Annotated in this window: 16 protein-coding genes and 1 other RNA gene; 10 read left to right on the top strand and 7 right to left on the bottom strand. The window is 72.1% G+C overall.

The genetic code is table 11. The annotated features are described in order from the left end of the window. Window positions 1-64: 64 nt before the first annotated feature. The 3 genes from J2Y69_RS17955 to J2Y69_RS17945 form a co-directional block, all read right to left on the bottom strand. A complete protein-coding gene (locus J2Y69_RS17955; protein WP_310023335.1) occupies window positions 65-1,264 on the bottom strand; it encodes a CU044_5270 family protein in 1,200 nt (399 codons plus the stop codon). Continuing rightward, window positions 1,227-1,826 (bottom strand): RNA polymerase sigma factor, encoded by a 600-nt coding sequence (locus J2Y69_RS17950; RefSeq protein ID WP_310023333.1) that lies wholly within the window; start codon window positions 1,824-1,826, stop codon window positions 1,227-1,229. Before J2Y69_RS17950 ends, J2Y69_RS17955 begins: the two co-directional genes overlap by 38 nt. Before the next feature lie 225 nt (window positions 1,827-2,051). Next, entirely contained in the window at window positions 2,052-2,753 is a 702-nt protein-coding gene (locus tag J2Y69_RS17945) for a helix-turn-helix transcriptional regulator (RefSeq protein WP_310023331.1), read from the bottom strand. Window positions 2,754-2,853: 100 nt separating this feature from the next. On the opposite strand from J2Y69_RS17945, the gene J2Y69_RS17940 reads away from it, so the two are divergent. Beyond that, window positions 2,854-3,615 carry an alpha/beta fold hydrolase gene (locus tag J2Y69_RS17940; protein WP_310023329.1) on the top strand — a complete coding sequence of 254 codons (762 nt, stop codon included), beginning with the start codon at window positions 2,854-2,856 and terminating at the stop codon, window positions 3,613-3,615. A gap of 82 nt (window positions 3,616-3,697) precedes the next feature. On the opposite strand, the gene J2Y69_RS17935 is transcribed toward J2Y69_RS17940, so the two are convergent. Genes J2Y69_RS17935 through J2Y69_RS17925 form a run of 3 tightly spaced genes read right to left on the bottom strand, consistent with a single transcriptional unit; the run spans window position 3,698 to window position 8,245 of the window. Beyond that, the gene (locus tag J2Y69_RS17935; protein ID WP_310023327.1) at window positions 3,698-6,022 is read right to left on the bottom strand and encodes a transglutaminase TgpA family protein; all 2,325 of its coding nucleotides are present in this window, start codon (window positions 6,020-6,022) and stop codon (window positions 3,698-3,700) included. Beyond that, window positions 6,009-7,289, bottom strand: a complete 1,281-nt coding sequence (locus tag J2Y69_RS17930; protein WP_310023325.1) for a DUF58 domain-containing protein — start codon at window positions 7,287-7,289, stop codon at window positions 6,009-6,011. Before J2Y69_RS17930 ends, J2Y69_RS17935 begins: the two co-directional genes overlap by 14 nt. Continuing rightward, complete coding sequence (locus J2Y69_RS17925; RefSeq protein ID WP_310023323.1) at window positions 7,289-8,245, bottom strand: AAA family ATPase; 957 nt, start codon at window positions 8,243-8,245, stop codon at window positions 7,289-7,291. The genes J2Y69_RS17930 and J2Y69_RS17925 overlap by 1 nt, the downstream gene beginning before the upstream one ends. A 165-nt stretch (window positions 8,246-8,410) precedes the next feature. On the opposite strand from J2Y69_RS17925, the gene ffs reads away from it, so the two are divergent. The 6 genes from ffs to J2Y69_RS17895 all read left to right on the top strand — a co-directional run bounded on the left by ffs (window position 8,411) and on the right by J2Y69_RS17895 (window position 16,073). Then, an RNA gene (gene ffs / locus J2Y69_RS17920) (signal recognition particle sRNA small type) lies at window positions 8,411-8,507 on the top strand. Window positions 8,508-8,659: 152 nt separating this feature from the next. Beyond that, on the top strand, window positions 8,660-9,397 hold the full coding sequence (locus J2Y69_RS17915; protein WP_310023322.1) for a beta-phosphoglucomutase family hydrolase: 738 nt from the start codon (window positions 8,660-8,662) through the stop codon (window positions 9,395-9,397). 58 nt (window positions 9,398-9,455) lie between these two features. After that, a complete protein-coding gene (locus J2Y69_RS17910; protein ID WP_310023320.1) occupies window positions 9,456-11,948 on the top strand; it encodes a glycoside hydrolase family 65 protein in 2,493 nt (830 codons plus the stop codon). Between the two features lie 191 nt (window positions 11,949-12,139). Further along, a complete protein-coding gene (locus J2Y69_RS17905; RefSeq protein WP_310023318.1) occupies window positions 12,140-14,527 on the top strand; it encodes a DNA polymerase III subunit gamma and tau in 2,388 nt (795 codons plus the stop codon). Continuing rightward, on the top strand, window positions 14,527-15,120 hold the full coding sequence (gene recR, locus J2Y69_RS17900; protein WP_310023316.1) for a recombination mediator RecR: 594 nt from the start codon (window positions 14,527-14,529) through the stop codon (window positions 15,118-15,120). Before J2Y69_RS17905 ends, recR begins: the two co-directional genes overlap by 1 nt. Then, window positions 15,117-16,073, top strand: a complete 957-nt coding sequence (locus tag J2Y69_RS17895; protein ID WP_310023314.1) for a DMT family transporter — start codon at window positions 15,117-15,119, stop codon at window positions 16,071-16,073. The genes recR and J2Y69_RS17895 overlap by 4 nt, the downstream gene beginning before the upstream one ends. Here J2Y69_RS17895 and J2Y69_RS17890 read toward each other — a convergent pair. Continuing rightward, window positions 16,039-16,554 carry a DUF2871 domain-containing protein gene (locus J2Y69_RS17890; RefSeq protein WP_310023312.1) on the bottom strand — a complete coding sequence of 172 codons (516 nt, stop codon included), beginning with the start codon at window positions 16,552-16,554 and terminating at the stop codon, window positions 16,039-16,041. The two genes, J2Y69_RS17895 and J2Y69_RS17890, sit on opposite strands and share 35 nt — an antisense overlap. A 95-nt stretch (window positions 16,555-16,649) precedes the next feature. On the opposite strand from J2Y69_RS17890, the gene J2Y69_RS17885 reads away from it, so the two are divergent. The 3 genes from J2Y69_RS17885 (at window position 16,650) to J2Y69_RS17875 (ending at window position 20,049) form a co-directional block, all read left to right on the top strand. Next, on the top strand, window positions 16,650-18,026 hold the full coding sequence (locus tag J2Y69_RS17885) for a sensor histidine kinase (RefSeq protein WP_310023311.1): 1,377 nt from the start codon (window positions 16,650-16,652) through the stop codon (window positions 18,024-18,026). Further along, window positions 18,023-18,646, top strand: coding sequence for a response regulator transcription factor (locus J2Y69_RS17880; protein ID WP_310023309.1), 624 nt, complete (start codon window positions 18,023-18,025; stop codon window positions 18,644-18,646). The genes J2Y69_RS17885 and J2Y69_RS17880 overlap by 4 nt, the downstream gene beginning before the upstream one ends. A gap of 116 nt (window positions 18,647-18,762) precedes the next feature. After that, window positions 18,763-20,049, top strand: coding sequence for an aspartate kinase (locus J2Y69_RS17875; protein WP_310023307.1), 1,287 nt, complete (start codon window positions 18,763-18,765; stop codon window positions 20,047-20,049). Window positions 20,050-20,263: the final 214 nt, after the last annotated feature.

Raw genomic sequence — 20,263 nt, 5'->3', positions numbered from 1 at the left:
AGCGTGATGTCGGATGGGCCGATGGGTTGCGCACTGGACTGGTTGTCAACCGGCGTACCTTCCGTCACGCGCTGCACGTGGAAACGTCGGTCGGCGCGGCATCGACGATCTCGGTCGTGACGGCCGTCCATGCAACAGTGGTGCCAGCGGCCAGAGCGGCGCCAACGGCAATGGCGCCATAGCCTTCCAGCGCTACCGTCCGCTCCCCGATGAATTGTCCGGTCGCGGGATCGAAGATGATCTCTTGCCGGAAGTTGTTGTTCGTTTCATCACGTCCGATGGCCGTGCCGGTGCGTCCGTTGAGGGTCGCCTGTTCGTCGGTGATGCTGACGCCCGGGATGAGCGCGGCCGCCTGATACATGGCAGCACGGAATTCGGCAGGTACGGCGCCCCCTCGTAGGGTGTCCGCGATCCAGACGAGTGCTTCGCCGTCGGGGGAAGGGCCTGTCCCGGCGGTCAGACGATAGATCTCGGCGAGTAGCTCGCCCGGTTCCAATGGCAACTGGCTGAAGTCGTCACTCAATCCACCCGGAACGGAGAAGCCGCTCGGCGGGTCGCTGACCTTCACCCCCCCGTCCGGCAATTCGTAGTTGATCCTCCCGCCGGGCATCTCAATAAGCTGCCCGATCGGTCCGTCAGCCATCGAAAGGTCCTCCTGCGCCGCGAGCGCGGATTTCGGGCCGAAGGTCTGGGCCACGCTTCTCCGGCATTGGATCCTCCACCAGGTGTCGTTGCGATCCGAGGGACGGAACACTTCCATCCGCTCCTGTGACATGTAGTACTGAGGCTCGACCGTGTTGAGGTCCTGCACCTCACCGTTCACACGGGCGGCGTCCACGTCTTCGTCGAGCCACGCCTGGGTCATGTACTCAGCATCATTGCGCACGCGTAGGTACTGGCCCGGTGCGAGCTGGGGGTCGGTGACTTCAAGGGTGGCGACGGCTGCGGCGTTGAGCATGTCGGCCGCTGCCGGATCGGCGCCGCCGTGCCAGCCTCCTACTCCGAACACATTGCCGCCAATGAGCGCGATCGTTAGGGCGCCCGCGCCCAGGGCCGTAACCCCGGTCCACGCCACGGTGCGGCGTCGACGGCGCCGCACCGGCAAAGGGGTGAACGATGTGTCGTCGCCTAGGGCCGCGAAGGGAGCGTAAGGCGTTTCCGCCTCGATCTGTGCGAACAGTGTTGCCCGTCCGCGGGCAACACTCGCCGGGTTGCGCTCGGGGATGTCAGTCCGCGCTCGGCGCAGGAGCGAGATTTCGTCCATGGCTCTCTTCCTTCTCTTGATTCAAAGTGGGTTCGGCAACGGCGCGCAGCTTGCGGCGCACTCGGTTCAGTCGTGAACGGACGGTACCGATCGGAATGCTCAGCGCTTCGCTGATGCCCTCGTAGTCGAGATCCCCGAACGTGTGCAGCAGAAGGGCGTCGCGGTCGCCGGTAGGTAGTCGGGCGAGTGCCTTGCCGAGGCGGCGGGTGAGGCGCTTCGCGTCGAGGCGAGCATCGGCGGCGTCAATCTGGTCGATATCGGTGCGCGCCAGGTCCGACGCGAGCATGCCCCGCCATGCCTTCGCTTCCGTCCGTGCGTGCTGCCGCATCAGGGTGGTGGCAATCCCCAGCAACCACGCGCGCGCGTCCTCGCTACCCGTGAAGTCTCGCCGACGAGTGAATGCGACGAGAAACGTCTCCGAGGCAATGTCATCCGCCAGGGACGCACCGACCCGGCGGGCCGCGTAGCGGAAGATGACGCGCTCATGCCGGTCGTACAGTTCGGCGAACGCCGATGGCTGCTCGAGGGAGCGGCGGATGATCTCGCCGTCGTGGATGGTCACACTAAGTATTGTCCGATTCGGTCAATCGAGTTCACGGCAGTTTTCGCGGTCGACCGGCTGATGCTGCCGCCGTTCGAAGGCTGCGGGCTGGACGCCGGAGCATTCCTCGCGCCTGCTGACGTTGTAGCGCGGGCGGTACAGCCCGCCTTCGTCGGCGAGCCTCTTCGAACGTGGTGTCGTGATACCACAGGCGGAGCAAGGATGCCCCTCGTTTGGGCGGTCGGGTCACTCGCTTCGGCCGTGGACCGGTCGTGCGGTGACCGGTGGGCTTCCGACCTCGCTGATGGGGTGTCCCGTGCAGGGGATCGAGGTGACGGCCGCATGCCGGATCCGGGTGAGCCGGAACCAGCGCATCGCGTCGCGGAGCCGGCACCAGCCCACGAGGTACCACTCCCCGCGGGTCGCGGCGAACAGCACCGGCTCGACCTCCCGGTTCGTGCGTGCGCCCTCGGCATCGGTGTAGCCGATGCGGACGACCCGCTGCTCGGTCATCGCCTCCTCGATCGCCGATCGGACGGCGCGACCGGGTGACGGAGCGCTGTCGACCCACACCCGGTCCGCGAGCTGCCGGGCCTTCCCCCGCGTCTCGGGGTCGAGGACATCGAGGACCTTCTGGACTCCGGCTCTGGCGAGGTCCGCATAGGGGGCGTCCGGTGCGGCGGCCACCGCGGCGAGAAGAGCCACGCCCTGCGTGGCGGTGAGGGTGATCGGCGGGAGGGAGGCTCCGGTCGTCAGCATGCCGTAGCCGCCGCCGGGGCCGGGCCGGGACCAGATCGGCGCCCCGCTGCGCTCCAGGGCGGCGAGGTCCCTCTTGATGGTGCGGACGGACACCTCGAACTCGGACGCCAGCCATCCCGCGGTGCATCCGCGGGAGCCTCGACGGCGCAGCGTCTCGGACAGCGCATGCAGCCGCTCGGTGCGCTTCACCCTCGCCTCCTCCCGACGTGCCGTAGACGAATCAGCGTCATGAAATCAGTGTCATAAACAGTGACAGGCCGTTGTCCATCGAGCATGCCACAGTCGATGTATGAGCACTCATGAGAACAGCCCGACGATCATCCTGGTTCCCGGACACTGGCTGGGCGCGTGGGCGTGGGACGAGGTCGTGGAACAGCTCCAGGATGCGGGCCATCGTGCCGTTCCGCTGACGCTGCCCGGCCTTGACCCGCACGACCCTCAGCGCGCCACCAGAACGCTCGACGATCAGGCCGACGCGATCGATCGGGCCCTGGAGTCGGCTGCGGCCTCCGGTCACGGGCCGGCCGTCCTCGTCGCGCACAGCGGCGCCAACGCCCCCGTCAGCATCGTGCTCGATCGCCATCCGGAACTGGTCGGACACGTGATCTGGGTCGACAGCGGCCCCGTCGCCCCCGGCACCGTCTTCGCGCCGGATGCCCCCGCCGATCTGGTGGAGCTGCCGCTCCCCGCCTTCGACGTGCTCGGGGAGCAGGCCAGCCTCGACGGCCTCGACGCCGGAGCCCTGGACCGCTTCCGGGAAGGGGCCGTGCCCGAGCCCGGCCCGGTGCTGAGGCAGGCCGTCGAGCTCGCCAACGCCGAGCGCCTCGACGTCCCCACGACCCTGGTGTGCTGCTCCATCTCCGGCGAGCAGATCAGGGAGCTGGCCGCCGCCGGGCACCCGATGTTCGCGGAGGTGGCCGGGCTCCGGCAGGTCGAGTCCATCGACCTCCCCACCGGGCACTGGCCGATGTGGAGTCGCCCTCAGGACCTCGCGGAGATCATCGCCGCCGTCGCGACGTCGCAGCCGCTCCGCCCCGTCGTCACGGGCTGACCCGCCGGCGGACCAGGGTCTGGATCGGCGGACCATGCCCGGCGAATCCATGCCTGCCGGAGCATGCCCTGGATCGGTGCGATCAGCCGACCGAGGAGGCGGCGAGCCGGCCGCCGAACAGCGAGCGGGGTGCGAACGTCGCGAGGAGACGGTCGCGGCCGCTCGCCCCGTGACGCAGGTCGGACCGGATCCGTTGCACCGCCCCCGCCAGGTCGGCCGTGTCGGCGGATCCGGAGGCCCTCGTCGACGCCTCGGCCCGTGCGTAGCTGGCGCGCTCGACCGCCGTGACGAGCACGCGCACGGCATCCGCATCCACGTCCCGCTCCCGCACGAGCCGGTTCCCCCGTGTGCGGGGCGACTCGGCCGAGGACGCGGGCAGCCCCAGGTCCCTCAGCGTGTCGCGCACCTCGGCCCAGGCCGCCATCGCGTCGCCGCGGCTCGCGCGGCGACGGTGGACGGTGCGCAGGAGAGCCCGGATCGCTGCGGGGAGGAGCAGGACGGCCGCGATCGCGAGCACCGTCCACAGGACCGGGTACGGGTCGAGCGGACGTTGCGCGACCGCGCCTCCCGCGCCGGGGTCGAGGTCGGTGCGGGGGGCGCCGGTCGCCTCGGGGGCGACGGAGGGCGCCGTCGTCGGCGCGATGCTCGGCGCCGTCGTGGCGGTGTCCGTCGGAGTCGCCGCATCGAACCGGGTCGGGACGCCGAGGGTGGCCGTCGGCTCGAACGGGATCCATCCGATGCCCTCGAAGTACACCTCCGGCCAGGAGTGCAGCTGGTCGCTCGAGACGACGTAGACGGGCCGCCCCTTCTGACGCTCGTCCATCGGCGTGCCCGGCAGGTAGCCGACCACGATCCGCGTGGGCATGCCGAGCGATCGGGCCATCAGCGCGAACGCGCCGGCGAAGTGCACGCAGTATCCCTCGCGACGTTCGAGGAACCGGACCACGGCGTCCGCGCCGGTCCCGTCGAAGCCCTCCTCGACCGGCGTCTCGAGGGAGTAGCGGAACCCGGCGCGGAACCAGGTCTGCAGCGCGAGGAGGCGGTCGTAGTCGTCGCCGTCGGTCCCGGCGACCTGTTCGGCCGTCTCGCGGATGACGGCGGGCATCCCGTCCGGGAGCGCGCGGAAGGCGTCCATCGACGGCGCATCGGCGGACGAGGTCGCACGGATCTGCTCCAGGGAAGGGCGGACCGCGAGCGAGTCGACGGTGTAGTTCTGCTCCGCGGCGTCAGCGTTCGCCGCAATGACCGTGCGGTTGTCCGTCATCGCCGACCACTCGCCGGCCAGGCCCCGTACGGAGCTTGCCTGATAGGGCACCGGCAGCCAGGAGCCGCTGACACCGGTCGTGCGGATCGTGGTGCGGTTGCCGCGCACGGTCACCCCCTCGGGCGCGGGGTCCGCGCCGAAGCCGTCGCCGAGAGGGGAGGTCTGCCACTGGTCGGGCTGCCAGACCTCGCCGTCGAAGGCGGAGAGCGTCGCGATCCGCAGATAGGGGGCGCTGTCGGCGTCGGTGATCAGGGTCAGCGCGGTGGAGGGGTTGGGGCGGCGCAGGTCCTCGCCGAGACGGAGCGTCGGGCTGAGCGTCGTGCTCCCGCCGCCGAGCTCGATCCCGGTCGCGGAGACCGGGAGGAGCGGCCCGACCGCGACGGCCACGGCGATCGCCGCGGCGCCCATCGCGGTGGCGGCGACGGGACGGCGCGGCGCGGGGCTTCCCGTCGGGTCGGCGGAAGAGGGGCGACGGTCCGCGAGCGGGCTCTCCGCCCTGATCCGCAGGAGAAGGAGGAGGAGCACCGCGAGCGCGACGAACCAGACCACGTCCACCGCGGGCCGCGGCACCGCGATGGACGGCACGACGCCGATCGCGGCGACGAGGAGGATCGTGGCGAGGGGGGAGCGGGCGAGCGCGATCAGCGCGTCCAGCAGCAGCGCGATGATCGCCGCACCGAGCGCCACGAGGACGGCGGTGGCCCGGGAGGGCTCCAGCGGCGCCGTCCCGTAGTAGATCTCGTCCCCGACCTGCGCGGCCAGGGCCGGCAGGGAGCCGAGGACGTCCGAGGTCGGGACGATCCCGAGGAACGCCTGGTCGCGGAACTCCCGGAAGGCGATCATGGCGATGCCGGCCGCCAGCTGCGCGAGGATCACCAGGACGATGCGGGCCGCAGGGGAGCGGCGGCGGAGCAGGAGCCGGACGATGCATCCCGCGACGATCATCCCGCCGGCGACGAGGGCGGCGTCGGCGCTCCATCGCCCGGGCCGGAGCACGGCCGTGAGCGGCCAGACGGCCACGAGGGCGCCGAGCGCCGTGAGGATCGCGATGCCGATCGGCCCGGTGCCTCCGGTGCTCGTGCCGCCGGTGCTTGCGCCGGTCTCGGGGGCTCGCGTCGTCGGGTCCCGGTCAGGAGCGCGCATCGCGCACCCCCTCCGCGCGCGGCGACGGCACCGCATCGGCCCAGGAGGCGGCGATGTCGTCGTCGAGGTCTCCGGTGAACCAGCCGTGCGCGACGGCGGCGTCCAGCGTGCCGGGGGCGGCGTCCGTCGCGAGCAGGATCGGGGTCGCCGCCCCTCCGTGCGTGAGCGTGTCGGCGTCGGCGGACGTCAGTGCGCCGGTGACGACCACCAACGGCCCGACCGTGTGCGCCCCTCGTGCCGCGGCCAGCCCCTCGTCGCGCTCGCCGCGGCGGGGGGAGACGGCGGCGAGGGCGATGAGCAGCCCGTCCCGATCGTCCTCGATCCCGCGCAGCCTGCCGATGAGCACCCCGGTCGCGTCGACGACGTCGACGGCGTATCCGTGGTCCGACAGGTGCAGTGCGATCGAGGCGACCGCGGAGACGGCGCGCTCGAACGCTGGATCCGCGGCCGCGGCGCCCGATGCGGCACCGGACCCGGACCCGGGACCGGACCCGCGTCCGGCGCGCGGCCAGCGGTCGCCGGCGCGGTCCAGGACCACGATCGCGTCGGGGCTCGACTCCTGCTCCTCCTGGCGGACCATGAGATCGCCCCGATGTGCCGTCGCGCGCCAGTGGATCCGTCGCATGGAGTCGCCGGGGACGTAGCGGCGCGGGGTGAGGTTGTCCGATCCCTGTCCGATCCGGCTCGACGACGTCTGCGCGGTGCCGCCCGCAGCGCCGATCCGATCGCGGAGCGGCGGGATGGCCACGACCTCGGGGACCACGGTGATCGGGCGGGACTCGCCGAACTCCTGGCTCCGCCGCACGAGGCCGAACGGGTCGACGGTCGTCAGGGTGAGCGGACCGAGCGCCCACAGCCCCCGCCGCACGCCGCGGATGTCGTAGACGAGGGTCGTCGGGATCCCGTCCGTCGTCCGTCGTCCGCGTTCGCCCTCGGGTGGGAAGGCGCCGACGGCCGATCCGTCGACGGCCGCCGGCAGCGCGTCCTCCCAGGCGCCCACGGGCGGGGGGAGGACGGACCGGATGTCCAGGCGGACGAGGACGCGCGAGGTCTCGCCGACCGGCAGCAGGTCGGTCGCGATGCTCCGGGTCACCGTGCCGCTGCGCCGAGGGGCGTGCACGACGATCGCCGCGAGGACGACGAGGGCGATGAGCAGGACGCCCAGATAGAGCAGCAGGGGCACGGCGAGGACGTTCGCCACGACGGCGCAGCACAGCCCCAGCAGGAGCGCGGCGACGCCGCGCGCGGTGAGGGGCCGGCGTCGCATCAGCGGTTCGCGCCGATCGGCACGGGGATGCGCTCGACGATGTGCGCGAGCGCCGCCTCGATAGGGCGGGTCCCGGAACGGTGGGCGCCCCGCGCGGGGATGAGGCGATGCGCGAACACGGCGGGCAGCAGCCGCGACAGGTCGTCGGGGACGACGAACTCGCGCCCGTCGAGGGCGGCGACGACCTTCGCGGCCCGCACGAGCTGGAGCGTCGCCCGGGGGCTGGCGCCGAGGTGCAGGCTCGGATCGGAGCGCGTCGCCTGGGCGAGGGCGACCGCGTACTCCTCGACCGACGGCGCGACGTGGATCGCGCGAGCCCACGCGACCAGCGCTCGCACGTCGGCGGCGGCGAGGACGGGGCGGATGGCGTCGAGGGGGTTCACGGTGTCGCGCTGGCGCAGCATGAGCGTCTCGGCCGCGGCGTCCGGGTAGCCCATCGAGATGCGCATCATGAACCGGTCGCGCTGCGCCTCGGGCAGCGCATAGGTCCCCTCCATCTCCAGCGGGTTCTGCGTGGCGACGACGAGGAACGGGTCGGGGAGGGCGTGCGTGCGCCCGTCCACGGTGACCTGCCCCTCCTCCATCGCCTCCAGGAGCGCGGACTGGGTCTTGGGGGAGGAGCGGTTGATCTCGTCCGCGATCACGATGTGCGCGAACACCGCGCCGGCCTTGAACTCGAACTCGCGGTCGACCGGGTCGTACACGCTCACGCCGGTCACGTCGCCGGGGAGGAGGTCCGGGGTGAACTGGATCCGGCGGACGGTCGCGTCCACGCTCGCCGCGAGGGCGCGGGCGAGCATCGTCTTGCCGACCCCCGGCACGTCCTCGATCAGCAGGTGGCCCTCGGCGAGCAGGCAGATCAGGGCGCTGCGCACCGCCTCGTCCTTGCCGTCGATCACCTCGGCGATCGAGCCCAGGATCCGTTCCGTCCGCTCGGCGAACAGGTCTGCGGTCATGACGGCGTCTTGCGGGCGAGCGTCCATGCGATCCCTTCCGAGCGGCGGCCGATTCGGGCGTCGGGCGACGGCATCGGCGCGCTGCTGAGATCCTAACCCGGGCCTCAGCCCCAGAGCGTGCTGCGGCGGCGAGAGGACCGGGTCGCCCGAGCCTGTAGACTTGACGACGGCCCTCCGCGTGACGACATCCAGGCCAATTCCCCCAGGGCGGAAACGCAGCAAGGGTAACCGGGCTCTGCCGGGTGCGCGGAGGGTCTTTTCGCGCCCACGGGCAGCGGGGGCCGCGCCCGCGCGAAGTGGGACAGGATCGGTCGCAGAAACGTCTGTCGGCGAGGGCCCTGCGGCACTACGCTGGGCACAGGCACGGAGAGGTGCCGATCCCACTCGATACCCTCGCCTCCGGAAGGCCCCGCTGTGTCCGACTCTTCATCCGCCACGGTCGATCTGCGCGACGTCGACGGCGTCCTCCTCGATCTGGACGGCGTGCTCACCCCGACCGCCGAGCTGCACATGCGGGCATGGCAGGCCGTCTTCGACGAGGTGTTCGCGGCCTGGGACATCGCCCCGGCCTACACCGACGCCGACTACTTCGCCTACGTAGACGGCAAGAAGCGCTACGACGGGGTGGCGAGCCTCCTGCGCAGCCGCAACGTCGAGCTCCCCTGGGGACAGGTCGATGACCCGCCGTCCGCGGACACGATCTGCGGGATCGGCAACCGCAAGAACGACGCGTTCGCCACGGCGCTGCGCCGCGACGGCATCGCCCCGTACCCCGGATCGCTCGCGCTCCTGGAGGTCCTGCGCGCCGCCGGCGTCCCGATGGCCGTGGTCTCCAGCTCGAAGAACGCCGAGGAGGTCCTGGCCGCCGCCGGCATCCGCGACTTCTTCCCCGTCGTCGTCGACGGCGTCGTCGCCGAGCGGGAAGGGCTGGCCTCCAAGCCCGCTCCTGACGTCTTCCGCGTCGGGGCCGAGCGCCTCGGCGTGGACCCCGCATCCTCCGTCGCCGTCGAGGACGCCACCTCCGGCGTCGCATCTGCGGCCGCCGCCGGCTACGGCGTCGTGATCGGCGTCGACCGCGGCGCGGGCTCCGATGCCCTGCGTGCGCACGGTGCCACGATCGTCGTCGACGACCTCGCCCGGCTCGTGCCCTGACCGGCCCCGAGACCCCACCCGTTCCTCCGTCACCCGTCCCGTCCTGGAGAGAAACTGCATGATCGACCGCGACCTCTTCCCCGTCGACCCCTGGCGGCTCGTCGAGACCCGTTTCCCCGGCGAGAGGCAGGGCGTCTCCGAGACGCTCTTCTCGCTGGGCAACGGCTATCTGGGCCTGCGCGGCAACCACATCGAGGGACGTGACGCGCTGGAGCACGGCACGTTCATCAACGGCCTGCACGAGACATGGCGGATCCGCCACGCGGAGCAGGCCTACGGATTCGCCGAGGTCGGTCAGACGATCGTCAACGCCCCGGACGCGAAGGTCATGCGCGTCTACGTGGACGACGAGCCGCTCGCCTTCGACGAGGCCGACGTGCGCGAGTACCGGCGCTCCCTCGACTTCCGCACCGGCGTCCTGGAGCGCGAGGTCGTGTGGGTGAGCCCCTCGGGCAAGCGCGTCCGGCTGCACGACGAGCGCCTCGTCTCCTTCGACGAGCGCCACCTCGCCGTGCTGCGTCTGGAGGTCACGGTCGAGAACGCCGACGCCCCCGTGACCATCTCGTGCCAGATGCTCAACCGCCAGGACGGCGAGGACGTCTTCGGCGGCGTCCCCTCGCTGAGCGGGAACGCGACGACCAAGAAGGGCTTCGACCCGCGCAAGGCGGAGCGGATCGCCGAGCGCGTGCTGGAGCCCGCGGAGTACTGGCAGGACGAGATGCGCTCGGCGCTGTCGTACCGCGTCGCCGAGTCCGGGATGACCCTGGGCGTCGTCGCCGACCACATCATCGAGACCGAGAACGACTACACCGCGCGCCGGCTCGTCGAGCCCGACATCGCCAAGAACGTCTTCCGCGTGCAGGCGAAGGCCGGCGTCCCGATCCGCGTCACCAAGCTCGTCAGCTATCACACGTCCCGCGGCGTCCCGCCGAGGGAGCTCGTCGACCGCTGCAGGCGGACGCTCGACCGGGTCGGGGTCGAGGGCGTCGAGGCGCAGTTCACCAAGCAGGTCAACTGGCTGGAGGCGTTCTGGGAGCGCTCCGACGTGCGCATCGGCGGCCACGACGACCTGCAGCAGGCCACGCGCTGGTGCCTGTTCCAGCTCGCCCAGGCCGCCGCGCGCGCGGATGGCGCCGGCGTCTCGGCGAAGGGCGTCTCCGGCTCCGGCTACAGCGGCCACTACTTCTGGGACACCGAGATCTACGTCCTCCCGTTCCTCACGTACACGTCGCCGCTGTGGGCGCGCAACGCCCTCAGGGCCCGCGTGCACATGCTCCCCGCCGCCCGCCGCAGGGCGCAGATGCTCAGCGAGGGAGGGGCGCTGTTCCCCTGGCGCACGATCAACGGCGAGGAGGCGTCGGCGTACTACGCCGCAGGCACCGCGCAGTACCACATCAACGCCGACATCAGCTTCGCGCTGGGCAAGTACGTCCGCGCGACGGGCGACGACGACTTCATGTACCGCGAGGGCGTGGACGTCGCGGTGGAGACGGCCCGCATGTGGGAGACCCTGGGCTTCTGGCGTACAGGCGGGGACGTCGAGACGTTCCACATCCACGGGGTGACGGGGCCGGACGAGTACACCACGGTCGTCAACGACAACCTCTTCACGAACGTGATGGCCCGGTACAACCTGCGCTTCGCGGCGCGCGTGGTGTCCGAGATGGCCGAGGAGGCGCCGGAGGAGTACGCCGAGATGGCGGACCGCCTGCGGCTGGGGCCGGACGAGGCGGAGAACTGGGAGCGCGCCGCCGAGGCGATGCTCATCCCGTTCAGCCCTGCGCTGGGGATCCATCCTCAGGACTCGCTGTTCCTGGAGCGCGAGGTCTGGGACCTGCCGAACACCCCCGCCGCGCAGCATCCGCTGCTGCTGCACTTCCACCCTCTGGTGATCTACCGGTTCCAGGTGCTCAAGCAGGCCGACGTGGTGCTCGCGCTGTTCCTGCAGGGCAACCACTTCTCCGAGGCGGAGAAACTCGCCGACTTCGAGTACTACGACCCGCTCACCACCGGCGACTCGACGCTCTCGGCGGTCGTGCAGTCGATCCTCGCGGCGGAGGTCGGCTACCAGGACCTGGCGCGGGAGTACTTCGAGCAGTCGATCTTCGTGGACCTCGCCGACCTCCACCACAACGCCTCCGACGGTGTGCACGTCGCCTCGGCGGGCGGTGTGTGGACCGCGCTCGTCAGCGGCTTCGGCGGCATGCGCGACTACAACGGCGAGCTGAGCTTCGACCCCCGGCTGCCCGCGGACTGGCCGGAGCTCTCGTATCCGCTGCACTGGCAGGACTCCGTGCTCCAGATCGTGCTCACCCGCGAGGAGCTGAAGGTCGCCGTCCTCGAGGGCGACCCGGTGGAGTTCACGGTGCGGGGCGCGGCGCACACCGCCGTCCACGGGACACCGGCCGTCGTGCGGCTCGCGAACCAGGGCCCGGTCATCCCCGGACGCCCGGAGTTCGGCTCCCAGGCCCGCCGCGAGGACGGCACGCTGCTGTCGGCGTCCGTGCCGGTGACCTCCGCGGTCCCCGTCGTCGGGTCGGCCGGGGAGTAGCCGGCCCGGATTAGCCGGCCTGCGGGACGGCGGGACGGCTGGCGGGAGTCTCCCCGGTGGGAGGGGCGGGTTCGGGGGAATCCGCCGCCATCCGGGGAGACTCCCGCCATCCGGGCCACCGGACGGGAGGCCGAGACGGGCAATGGCTCGGAGGAGGGGCCGATGTCCGGGGCACGCTCTAGGCTGGACCGGTGACCACAGCCCTCTATCGCCGCTACCGGCCCGAGACCTTCGGGGAGATGATCGGGCAGTCCCAGGTCACCGATCCGCTCATGACCGCCCTGCGCGGCGACCGCGTGGGCCACGCATACCTGTTCTCCGGGCCGCGCGGGTGCGGAAAGACCACGTCCGCTCGCATCCTCGCGCGCTGCCTCAACTGCGCCGAGGGCCCGACGGACACGCCCTGCGGCGTATGCCCCAGCTGCGTCGAGCTCTCGCGGGCGGGCGGCGGATCGCTCGACGTGGTCGAGATCGACGCGGCGAGCCACAACGGCGTCGACGACGCCAGGGACCTGCGCGAGCGGGCGACGTTCGCGCCCAGCCGCGACCGGTACAAGATCTTCATCCTCGACGAGGCCCACATGGTCACGCCGCAGGGCTTCAACGCGCTTCTGAAGCTCGTGGAGGAGCCCCCGGCGCATGTGAAGTTCATCTTCGCGACCACCGAGCCCGAGAAGGTGCTCGGCACCATCCGCTCCCGGACGCATCACTACCCGTTCCGCCTGGTGCCTCCCGCGGCCATGCTCGAGTACGTCGAGAAGCTGTGCGTCGAGGAGGGCGTCGCCGTCGAGCAGGGCGTGCTGCCCCTCGTCGTCCGGGCCGGCGGCGGCTCGCCGCGCGACACGCTCTCGCTGCTGGACCAGCTGATCGCCGGGTCGGACGCGGCGCCGTCGGGGGCGGTGACGGTCGGCTACGAGCGTGCCGTTGCGCTCCTCGGGTACACGCATGCCGCGCTCCTGGACGAGATCGTGGACGCGCTCGCCGCGGGCGACGCCGCCGCGGCCTTCCCCGCGGTGGATCGCGTCGTGCAGACGGGGCAGGACCCGCGGCGGTTCGTGGACGACCTCCTCGAGAGGCTGCGCGACCTGATCGTCATCGCCGCCGTCGGCGATGACGCCTCCGCGGTGCTCCGCGGTGTGCCGTCCGATGAGCTGGACCGCATGCGCGTCCAGGCCGTGGCCTTCGGGGTCGGCCGGCTGTCCCGCACGGCGGATCTGGTCAGCACCGCGCTCGACGACATGACCGGGGCGACCTCGCCGCGCCTGCATCTCGAGCTCCTCGTGGCCAGGGTCCTCGCCGCGACCGGCGGAGAGCCGGGCGCCACGCTCGCCGCCGCCCCTGCTGCACCCGCTGCCGTCGCACCCGCCGTGCGGCCCACGGTTCCGGTGCCCTCTCCCGCCGCCCCGTCTGCCCCCTCTGCCCCGTCTGCCCCATCTGCGGCGACACCCGAGGCCCCTGCGGCGGCTCCTGTCGTCGAGCCCGTCCCGGATGGGACGAGTGCGGCTGAGACAGGTGCGGCTGAGACAGGCGCCGTCGAGGCGTCGGCAGCACCGCAGCCCGCGGCCGAGCCGGCTCGGCCTGCGGGGCCCGTCGACATCGCGCGGGTCCGTGCCGCCTGGCCGGCGGTGCTGGCCCGCCTCGCCGACCTCAGCAGGCCGTCCTGGCTGGTGGTCACCGCCGTCCAGCCCCTGGACTACGCCGCCGAGGGGGACGTGCTCACGCTCGGCTTCGCGAGCCCGAACGACGTCTCGCGGTTCAAGGGCCCGACCCCCGGTCCCGGCCCCTCCGACCACCTGCGCACGGCCATCGAGCAGGAGCTCGGCGTGCGGGTCAAGTACCTTCCGGCCCCGCTTCCGTCCGGCGGCGAGCAGAACTTAGCAGCGGGCGGGTCGGCCGCCCCCGCGCCGGAGAACGGCGGTCACGATTCCTCCCGGGGCGAGCAGCGCGGTGGCGGCTCGACGGGAACCCCCCGCCCGGCCTCGGCGAACGCCGCGCCGGTGACCGAGTGGGCCGTGGCGTCGATCCCGAGCGGTGACGCGGACGGCTCTGCCTCCATCGGTTCGCCGGTCTCCGTCGCGACGGTCCCGACGACCACAGCCACAGCGGCATCCGCGCCCGCTGCGGCGGTGGCGGCTCCGCCCGCGCAGTTCCCGGTGGACGACGATCCCGCCGACGTCGAGGCGATGCCGGCCTCCGGCTGGTACGAGCCCGCCCACGACGGCGACGTCCTCGACGAGGCGCCGCCCTACCCCGATGACGAGCCGCCGTACGACGACGCGCCTCCCGAGTTCCTCCCGCCCGCGCCCGCATCGACGGCATCGACGCCGGATGGCCTCGCATCGGCTGTCCCGGCCCCCGCAACCGCACCGGCCCCCACAACGGCGCAGGTCCCTGCCTCTGCCCAGGCCTCTGCTTCGGTCCAGGCTCCTGCGCCTGCCGCACCTGCTCCCGCCGCACCGGCACGGGCACCGCGCGCTGGTGCGGGCGTGCAGCGCTACGGCGAGGCCGTCGTCCGCCAGGTGCTCGGCGCGGAGTTCCTGCGCGAAGAGCCCTACGAGCCCCCCACGAGGTTCTCCTGATGTACGACGGAATCGTCCAAGAGCTGATCGACGAGTTCGGCCGGCTGCCCGGCATCGGGCCGAAGTCGGCGCAGCGCATCACCTTCCACATCCTGCAGACGCCGTCGTTCGACGTCGCCCGCCTCGCCGAGCTGCTCACCGAGATCCGCGAGCGCGTGCGCTTCTGCGAGGTGTGCGGCAACGTCGCCGAGCAGGAGCGCTGCACGATCTGCCGGGATCCGCGGCGGAACCCGGCCCTGATCTGCGTGGTCGAGGACGCGAAGGACGTCGCCGCCATCGAGCGCACCCGTGAGTTCCGCGGGCTGTACCAGGTGCTCGGCGGTGCGATCAGCCCGATTGCGGGTGTCGGGCCCGACGATCTCCGGATCGCGCAGCTCATGTCGCGCCTCGCCGACGGCACGGTGCAGGAGGTCATCCTCGCCACCAACCCGAACCTCGAGGGCGAGGCGACGGCGAGCTATCTCAGCCGTCTGCTCGTGAGCATGCAGATCACCGTGTCGCGCCTCGCGTCCGGCCTGCCCGTGGGCGGAGACCTGGAGTACGCGGACGAGGTGACCCTCGGCCGCGCCTTCGAGGGTCGGCGCGTCCTGTGAACCCCTCAGGAGGCTTCACCCGTCGCGGATGGCTGCTCTTCGGAGCCATGGCGCTGCTGTGGGGCGTGCCGTATCTGTTCATCAGCGTCGCGGTCGAGTCGTTCTCCCCGCCCGCCGTCGTCGCGGGCCGCACGCTGATCGCCGCGCTCCTCCTCCTGCCGTTCGCGATCCGCAGCGGCGCCCTCCGGAAGGCGCTCCGGCACTGGCCGTGGATCCTGGCCTTCGGGCTCGTCGAGATGGGCGGGCCGTTCCTCCTCCTCGGCCACGCGGAGCAGACCCTCCCCTCGGGGCTCACCGGCCTGCTCGTTGCGACCGTCCCCCTGTTCGCGGCTCTCATCGCGCTGAGCGGCGGCGATCGCGGCGTGCTGAAGCCCGCCCGCGTCATCGGCCTGCTCGTCGGCTTCGCCGGGGTCGCGATCGTCGTGGTCGGGCCCGGTCTCACGGGTGGCGAGGTGAACCTGCTCGCCGCAGGGGAGGTGCTGCTGGTCGCCGTCCTCTATGCGACCGCGCCGTTCATCGTCGCCCGGAAGCTCGGCGACGTCCCCTCCCTCGGCACCATCACGCTCGCGCTCCTGATGATCGGGACGCTGTATCTGCCGATCGCGGCCGTCACCCAGCACCGGATGCCGACGCTCGAATCCGTCGGCGCGCTCCTCGCGCTCGCGGTGATCTCCACGGCGATAGCGTTCCTGGCGTTCTTCGCCCTCATCCGCGAGGTCGGCCCGGTGCGCGCGCCGCTGTTCACCTACGTCAACCCCGTCGTGGCGATCCTGCTCGGCGCGCTCGTGCTCACCGAGCCCCTCACCGTCTGGCTGCTGATCGGCTTCCCCGTCATCATCGCGGGCTGCTGGTTCGCGGGGACCGGGGGCCGGCTGAGGCCCGCACGGGCGACGGTCCCGCCGGCGCCCGTCGAGGCCGTCACTCCTCCCGGCGGAGCGACGCCCGCAGGCTGAGCAGCAGCAGGACGAATCCGGCTCCCACGAGCATGTGGCCGACGCCGGCGATGCCCGCGATCATCTTCGAGGACTCCTCGTCCAGCACCTGCAGCATGCCGTGCCAGACGAGCATGGTCCCGGTCAGCACGACGCCGGCGTTGTAGATCCAGAAGAACCAGCGGAACAGCCGGCTCGCCGACAGGCGGAAGGACTTCTCCAGGGCGAGGACGATGAGCTGCACGAGCGCGCCGAGCGTGAGGATGTGCGTGTGCGCCAGGCCGAGCTGCCCGGACATCCCCTCCTCGAACCCGTTGAGCTTCGTGAACTCCCGGTAGAAGAGCCCGGCGGCGAGCCCGATCACGATGTAGACGGTCGTCGCGCCCAGGAGGAGCCGGAGCGCGGACCGCTGCCTCGTGCGCATACCCGCGGCCGAGGACGGGGCGGCCGAGGCAGTGGAGTCGGGCGCGGGGGACATGGGGGCGGAGGGCGAATCGGTCATGCTCCCACTCTTCGCGGCGGGGGCGGCCGGGAGATCCATCGAAGGATCGATCTCTCCCGCATGCCGCGAGGGCCGCGGCGGGAGAGAATCGGAGGATGAACGAGTCGCCCGGCACGGACGTGTCCGGCGGTGCCACGACGGGCGCCGACGGGTCGCGCGCGGTCCCGCAGGCGCAGGACCGCGCGCTCGGGGATCCCGGCCGGATGCGTGTGCTGCGCGGGGCACGGGCCGCGCTGCACGTCATCACCGTCACGCTCACGGTCGTGGCCGCCGCCCGCGCCGCCTCGACCGGCGGGGAGATGGTCGTGGTCCTCCTCGCGGCGGGGGTGTTCCTCGCCTGGTACGGCGCGGGAGCCTCGTTCGCACACGGCAGGGCGGCCGCCTGGTGGCTGGCGGGACTCGTGGTCCTGTGGCTCGGCGCGCTGCTGATCTCGCCGGAGTTCGTCTGGCTCTCCTTCGCCGTGCTGCTCCTGGCCGGGCACGTGCTGCGGCTGCCGTGGTCGGCGCTCCTGGCCGCCGTGGTCATCGCGGCATCGATCGTCCTCCCGATGCTGCACCCCGCCGCGACATCGGCGACCGGCATCGCGTCGATCATCGGACCGCTTGTCGGCGGTGGCTTCGCCTACGGCATCTCGCTGGGCTATGACCATCTCCTGCGCAGCGCCGCCGAGCGGGAACGACTCATCGCCTCCCTGCTCCGCGCGCAGCACGAGTCCGCGCGACTGCAGGAGGAGCTGGCCGGGGAGCAGCGCGAGGCCGGCGCCCTCCGGGAGCGCACACGACTGGCCAGGGATCTGCACGACACGATCGCGCAGGAGCTGAGCTCGATCGCGCTCATCGCCCGGACGGGGGATGCGGAGCGCATGGCGCAGATCGACGACCTCGCCCGGCACTCGCTCCAGGAGCTCCGCCGGATCGTCGCGGCGCTCGCCCCCGTTGACCTGGAGGAGTCGGCGCTCGCCGCGGCCCTCGGGCGGATGCTCGACACGCTCACCGCCGACAACGGGATCCGGACGCGTCTGGACCTGGACGACGGGCTCCCGCCCTTGCCGACGCCGGTTGAGGTCGCGTTCCTGCGGGTCGCGCAGTCCGGGCTCGCGAACGTGCGGCAGCACTCCGGGGCGCGGAGCGCCGAGATCCGGCTGTCGGCCGGGGACGGCGTCGCGCGGATGGAGATCGTCGACGACGGGTCGGGGTTCGATGCGACGGCCGGGAGCGAACCCGCTGATCGGCGCTCCGGCGGCTCGTTCGGCATCGCGGCGATGCGCTCGCGGCTACGCGAGCTCGGCGGGGAGCTCCGGATCGACACCGCGCCGGGGGAGGGGACCCGCCTCATCGCCATGCTCCCCGCCGCATCCACGGCGCCGGCGGCATCCGCGACAAAGCCGGAATCAGAGCCAGAAGCGGAACCGGAGTCAGAGCCGGAACCGGAATCAGAACGGGAATCACGGGGCGAGGGGCGCACGGCATGAGCATCCGGATCCTGCTCGTCGACGACCACCCCGTCGTCCGTGCGGGCCTTCGCGCGGTGGTCGAGGCGCGCGGCTTCGGCGTCGTCGGCGAGGCGGCGACCGGGGAGGAGGCCGTCGCGCTGGCGGCCGAGCTGTCGCCGGACGTGGTCCTGTGCGACCTGCGGCTCGGCGACGGGATGGACGGCGTGGCGACGACCGCCGCCCTCCGAGCGCTGCCGGACGCGCCGGCCGTGCTCATCCTCACGACGTTCGACCACGACGCGCAGATCATCCGCGCCGTCGAGGCGGGCGCCGCCGGCTATCTGCTCAAGGACGTCGGGACGGACGTCATCTCCCGCGCGATCGTCGACGCGGCGGCGGGGTCCGTGGTCCCGACCCCCGGCGGGGACGAGCGGCTCCTCGCCGCCCTCCGTGCGCCGCGGGTGGCGCTGACGGCGAGGGAGCAGGAGGTGCTCGCGCTCATCGACACGGGCGCCGCCAACCGGGAGATCGCCTCGGCGCTGTTCATCAGCGAGGCGACCGTGAAGACGCACGTCGTGCACCTGCTCGAGAAGCTCGGCGTCGACAGTCGCAGCGCGGCGGTCGCGGAGGCTCGTCGGCGCGGGCTGATCGGCCACTGAGCGAGGCGGTCGCCGGATCCGGTGCCGTCACATGGCGGATCCGGCATACGCCGCGCTCGTAGAATATGCCAGGGCGCCGACCTTCTTCGCCGCCCTCCGTACCCGGGAGTGTTTTCGTGGCCCTCATCGTGCAGAAGTACGGCGGCTCCTCCGTCGCCGACGCAGAGAGCATCAAGCGCGTCGCCAAGCGCATCGTCGACACCCGCCGCGCCGGTCACGACGTGGTCGTGGCCGTGAGCGCGATGGGCGACACGACCGACGAGCTGCTCGACCTCGCCGCCGAGGTGGCGCCCATCCCCGCTCCGCGTGAGCTGGACATGCTCCTCTCCAGCGGGGAGCGGATCTCGATGGCGCTGCTCGCGATGGCCATCCACTCCATGGGCTTCGACGCGCGGTCCTTCACCGGCCCCCAGGCCGGGATGCGAACCGACAGCCGATACGGCGCCGCACGGATCGTCGAGGTCACCCCCACCCGGCTGCGCGAGGCGCTCGACGAGGGCGCGATCGTGATCGTCGCGGGCTTCCAGGGGCTCAACGACGACACGCAGGACATCACCACGCTCGGTCGCGGCGGATCCGACACCACCGCCGTCGCCCTCGCCGCGGCGCTGGAGGCTGACGTCTGCGAGATCTACAGCGACGTGGACGGGATCTTCACCGCCGACCCCCGGGTCATCCCGATGGCGCGCAAGCTCTCGCACGTCAGCAGCGAGGAGATGCTGGAGCTCGCGGCCAACGGCGCGAAGGTGCTCTACATCCGCGCCGTCGAGTACGCACGTCGCCACGGCGTGCTGATCCACGCCCGTTCGACCTTCACGTCGAACGAGGGCACCTACGTTCTGGGCGAGGGCATGAAGAACCCCCGCGGACCCGAGGGAGATTCCATGGAAGAGCCGATCGTCGCCGGTGTCGCCACCGACCTCAGCCAGGCCAAGGTCACCGTCACCGGCGTCCCCGACGTGCCGGGCAAGGCCGCGGAGATCTTCAAGATCGTCGCGAAGGCCGGGGCCAACGTCGACATGATCGTCCAGAACGCCTCGGCGGCCTCGACCGGCCGGACCGACATCTCCTTCACGCTGCCGAAGTCGGACGCCTCCAGCGCGCTCAAGGCGCTCGCCGCAGAGCAGGCCGACGTCGGGTTCGTCGGCCTCGTCCATGACGACCAGATCGGCAAGCTCTCGGTGGTCGGCGCGGGGATGCGCACGCACTCGGGCGTCTCGGCGATCCTGTTCGAGGCGCTGTCCACGTCGGGGATCAACATCGAGATGATCTCCACGTCCGAGATCCGCATCTCGGTCGTGCTCCGCGGCGACGACCTGGCCGACGCCGCCCGCACCGTGCACACCGCGTACGGCCTGGACGGCGAGGTCGAGACCGTCATCGTCGCCGGCACCGGCCGCTGACGCCCCCGGATTCGCCCCGCCCTCCCCGCCCCGCCCCGTCCTCCGCCCCGCCCTCTCCGGCCGTCTCCGGAGGCTTCCCGTCGCGATCCGGGTCGGCTCTCTCCGCTCCCGTGGCGGGAAAAGCCGCCAAAAAGCCCCCCGCGGCGCCCGATTAGCGCCCGGGCCACCCCCGGGCCCCGCCCCCGGGCCCCCGGCGGGGCCGGGGGCGGGGTAA

Source organism: Microbacterium resistens (assembly GCF_031456305.1).
Lineage (GTDB): Bacteria > Actinomycetota > Actinomycetes > Actinomycetales > Microbacteriaceae > Microbacterium > Microbacterium resistens_A.
This window is presented reverse-complemented; position numbering and strand designations above follow the sequence as displayed.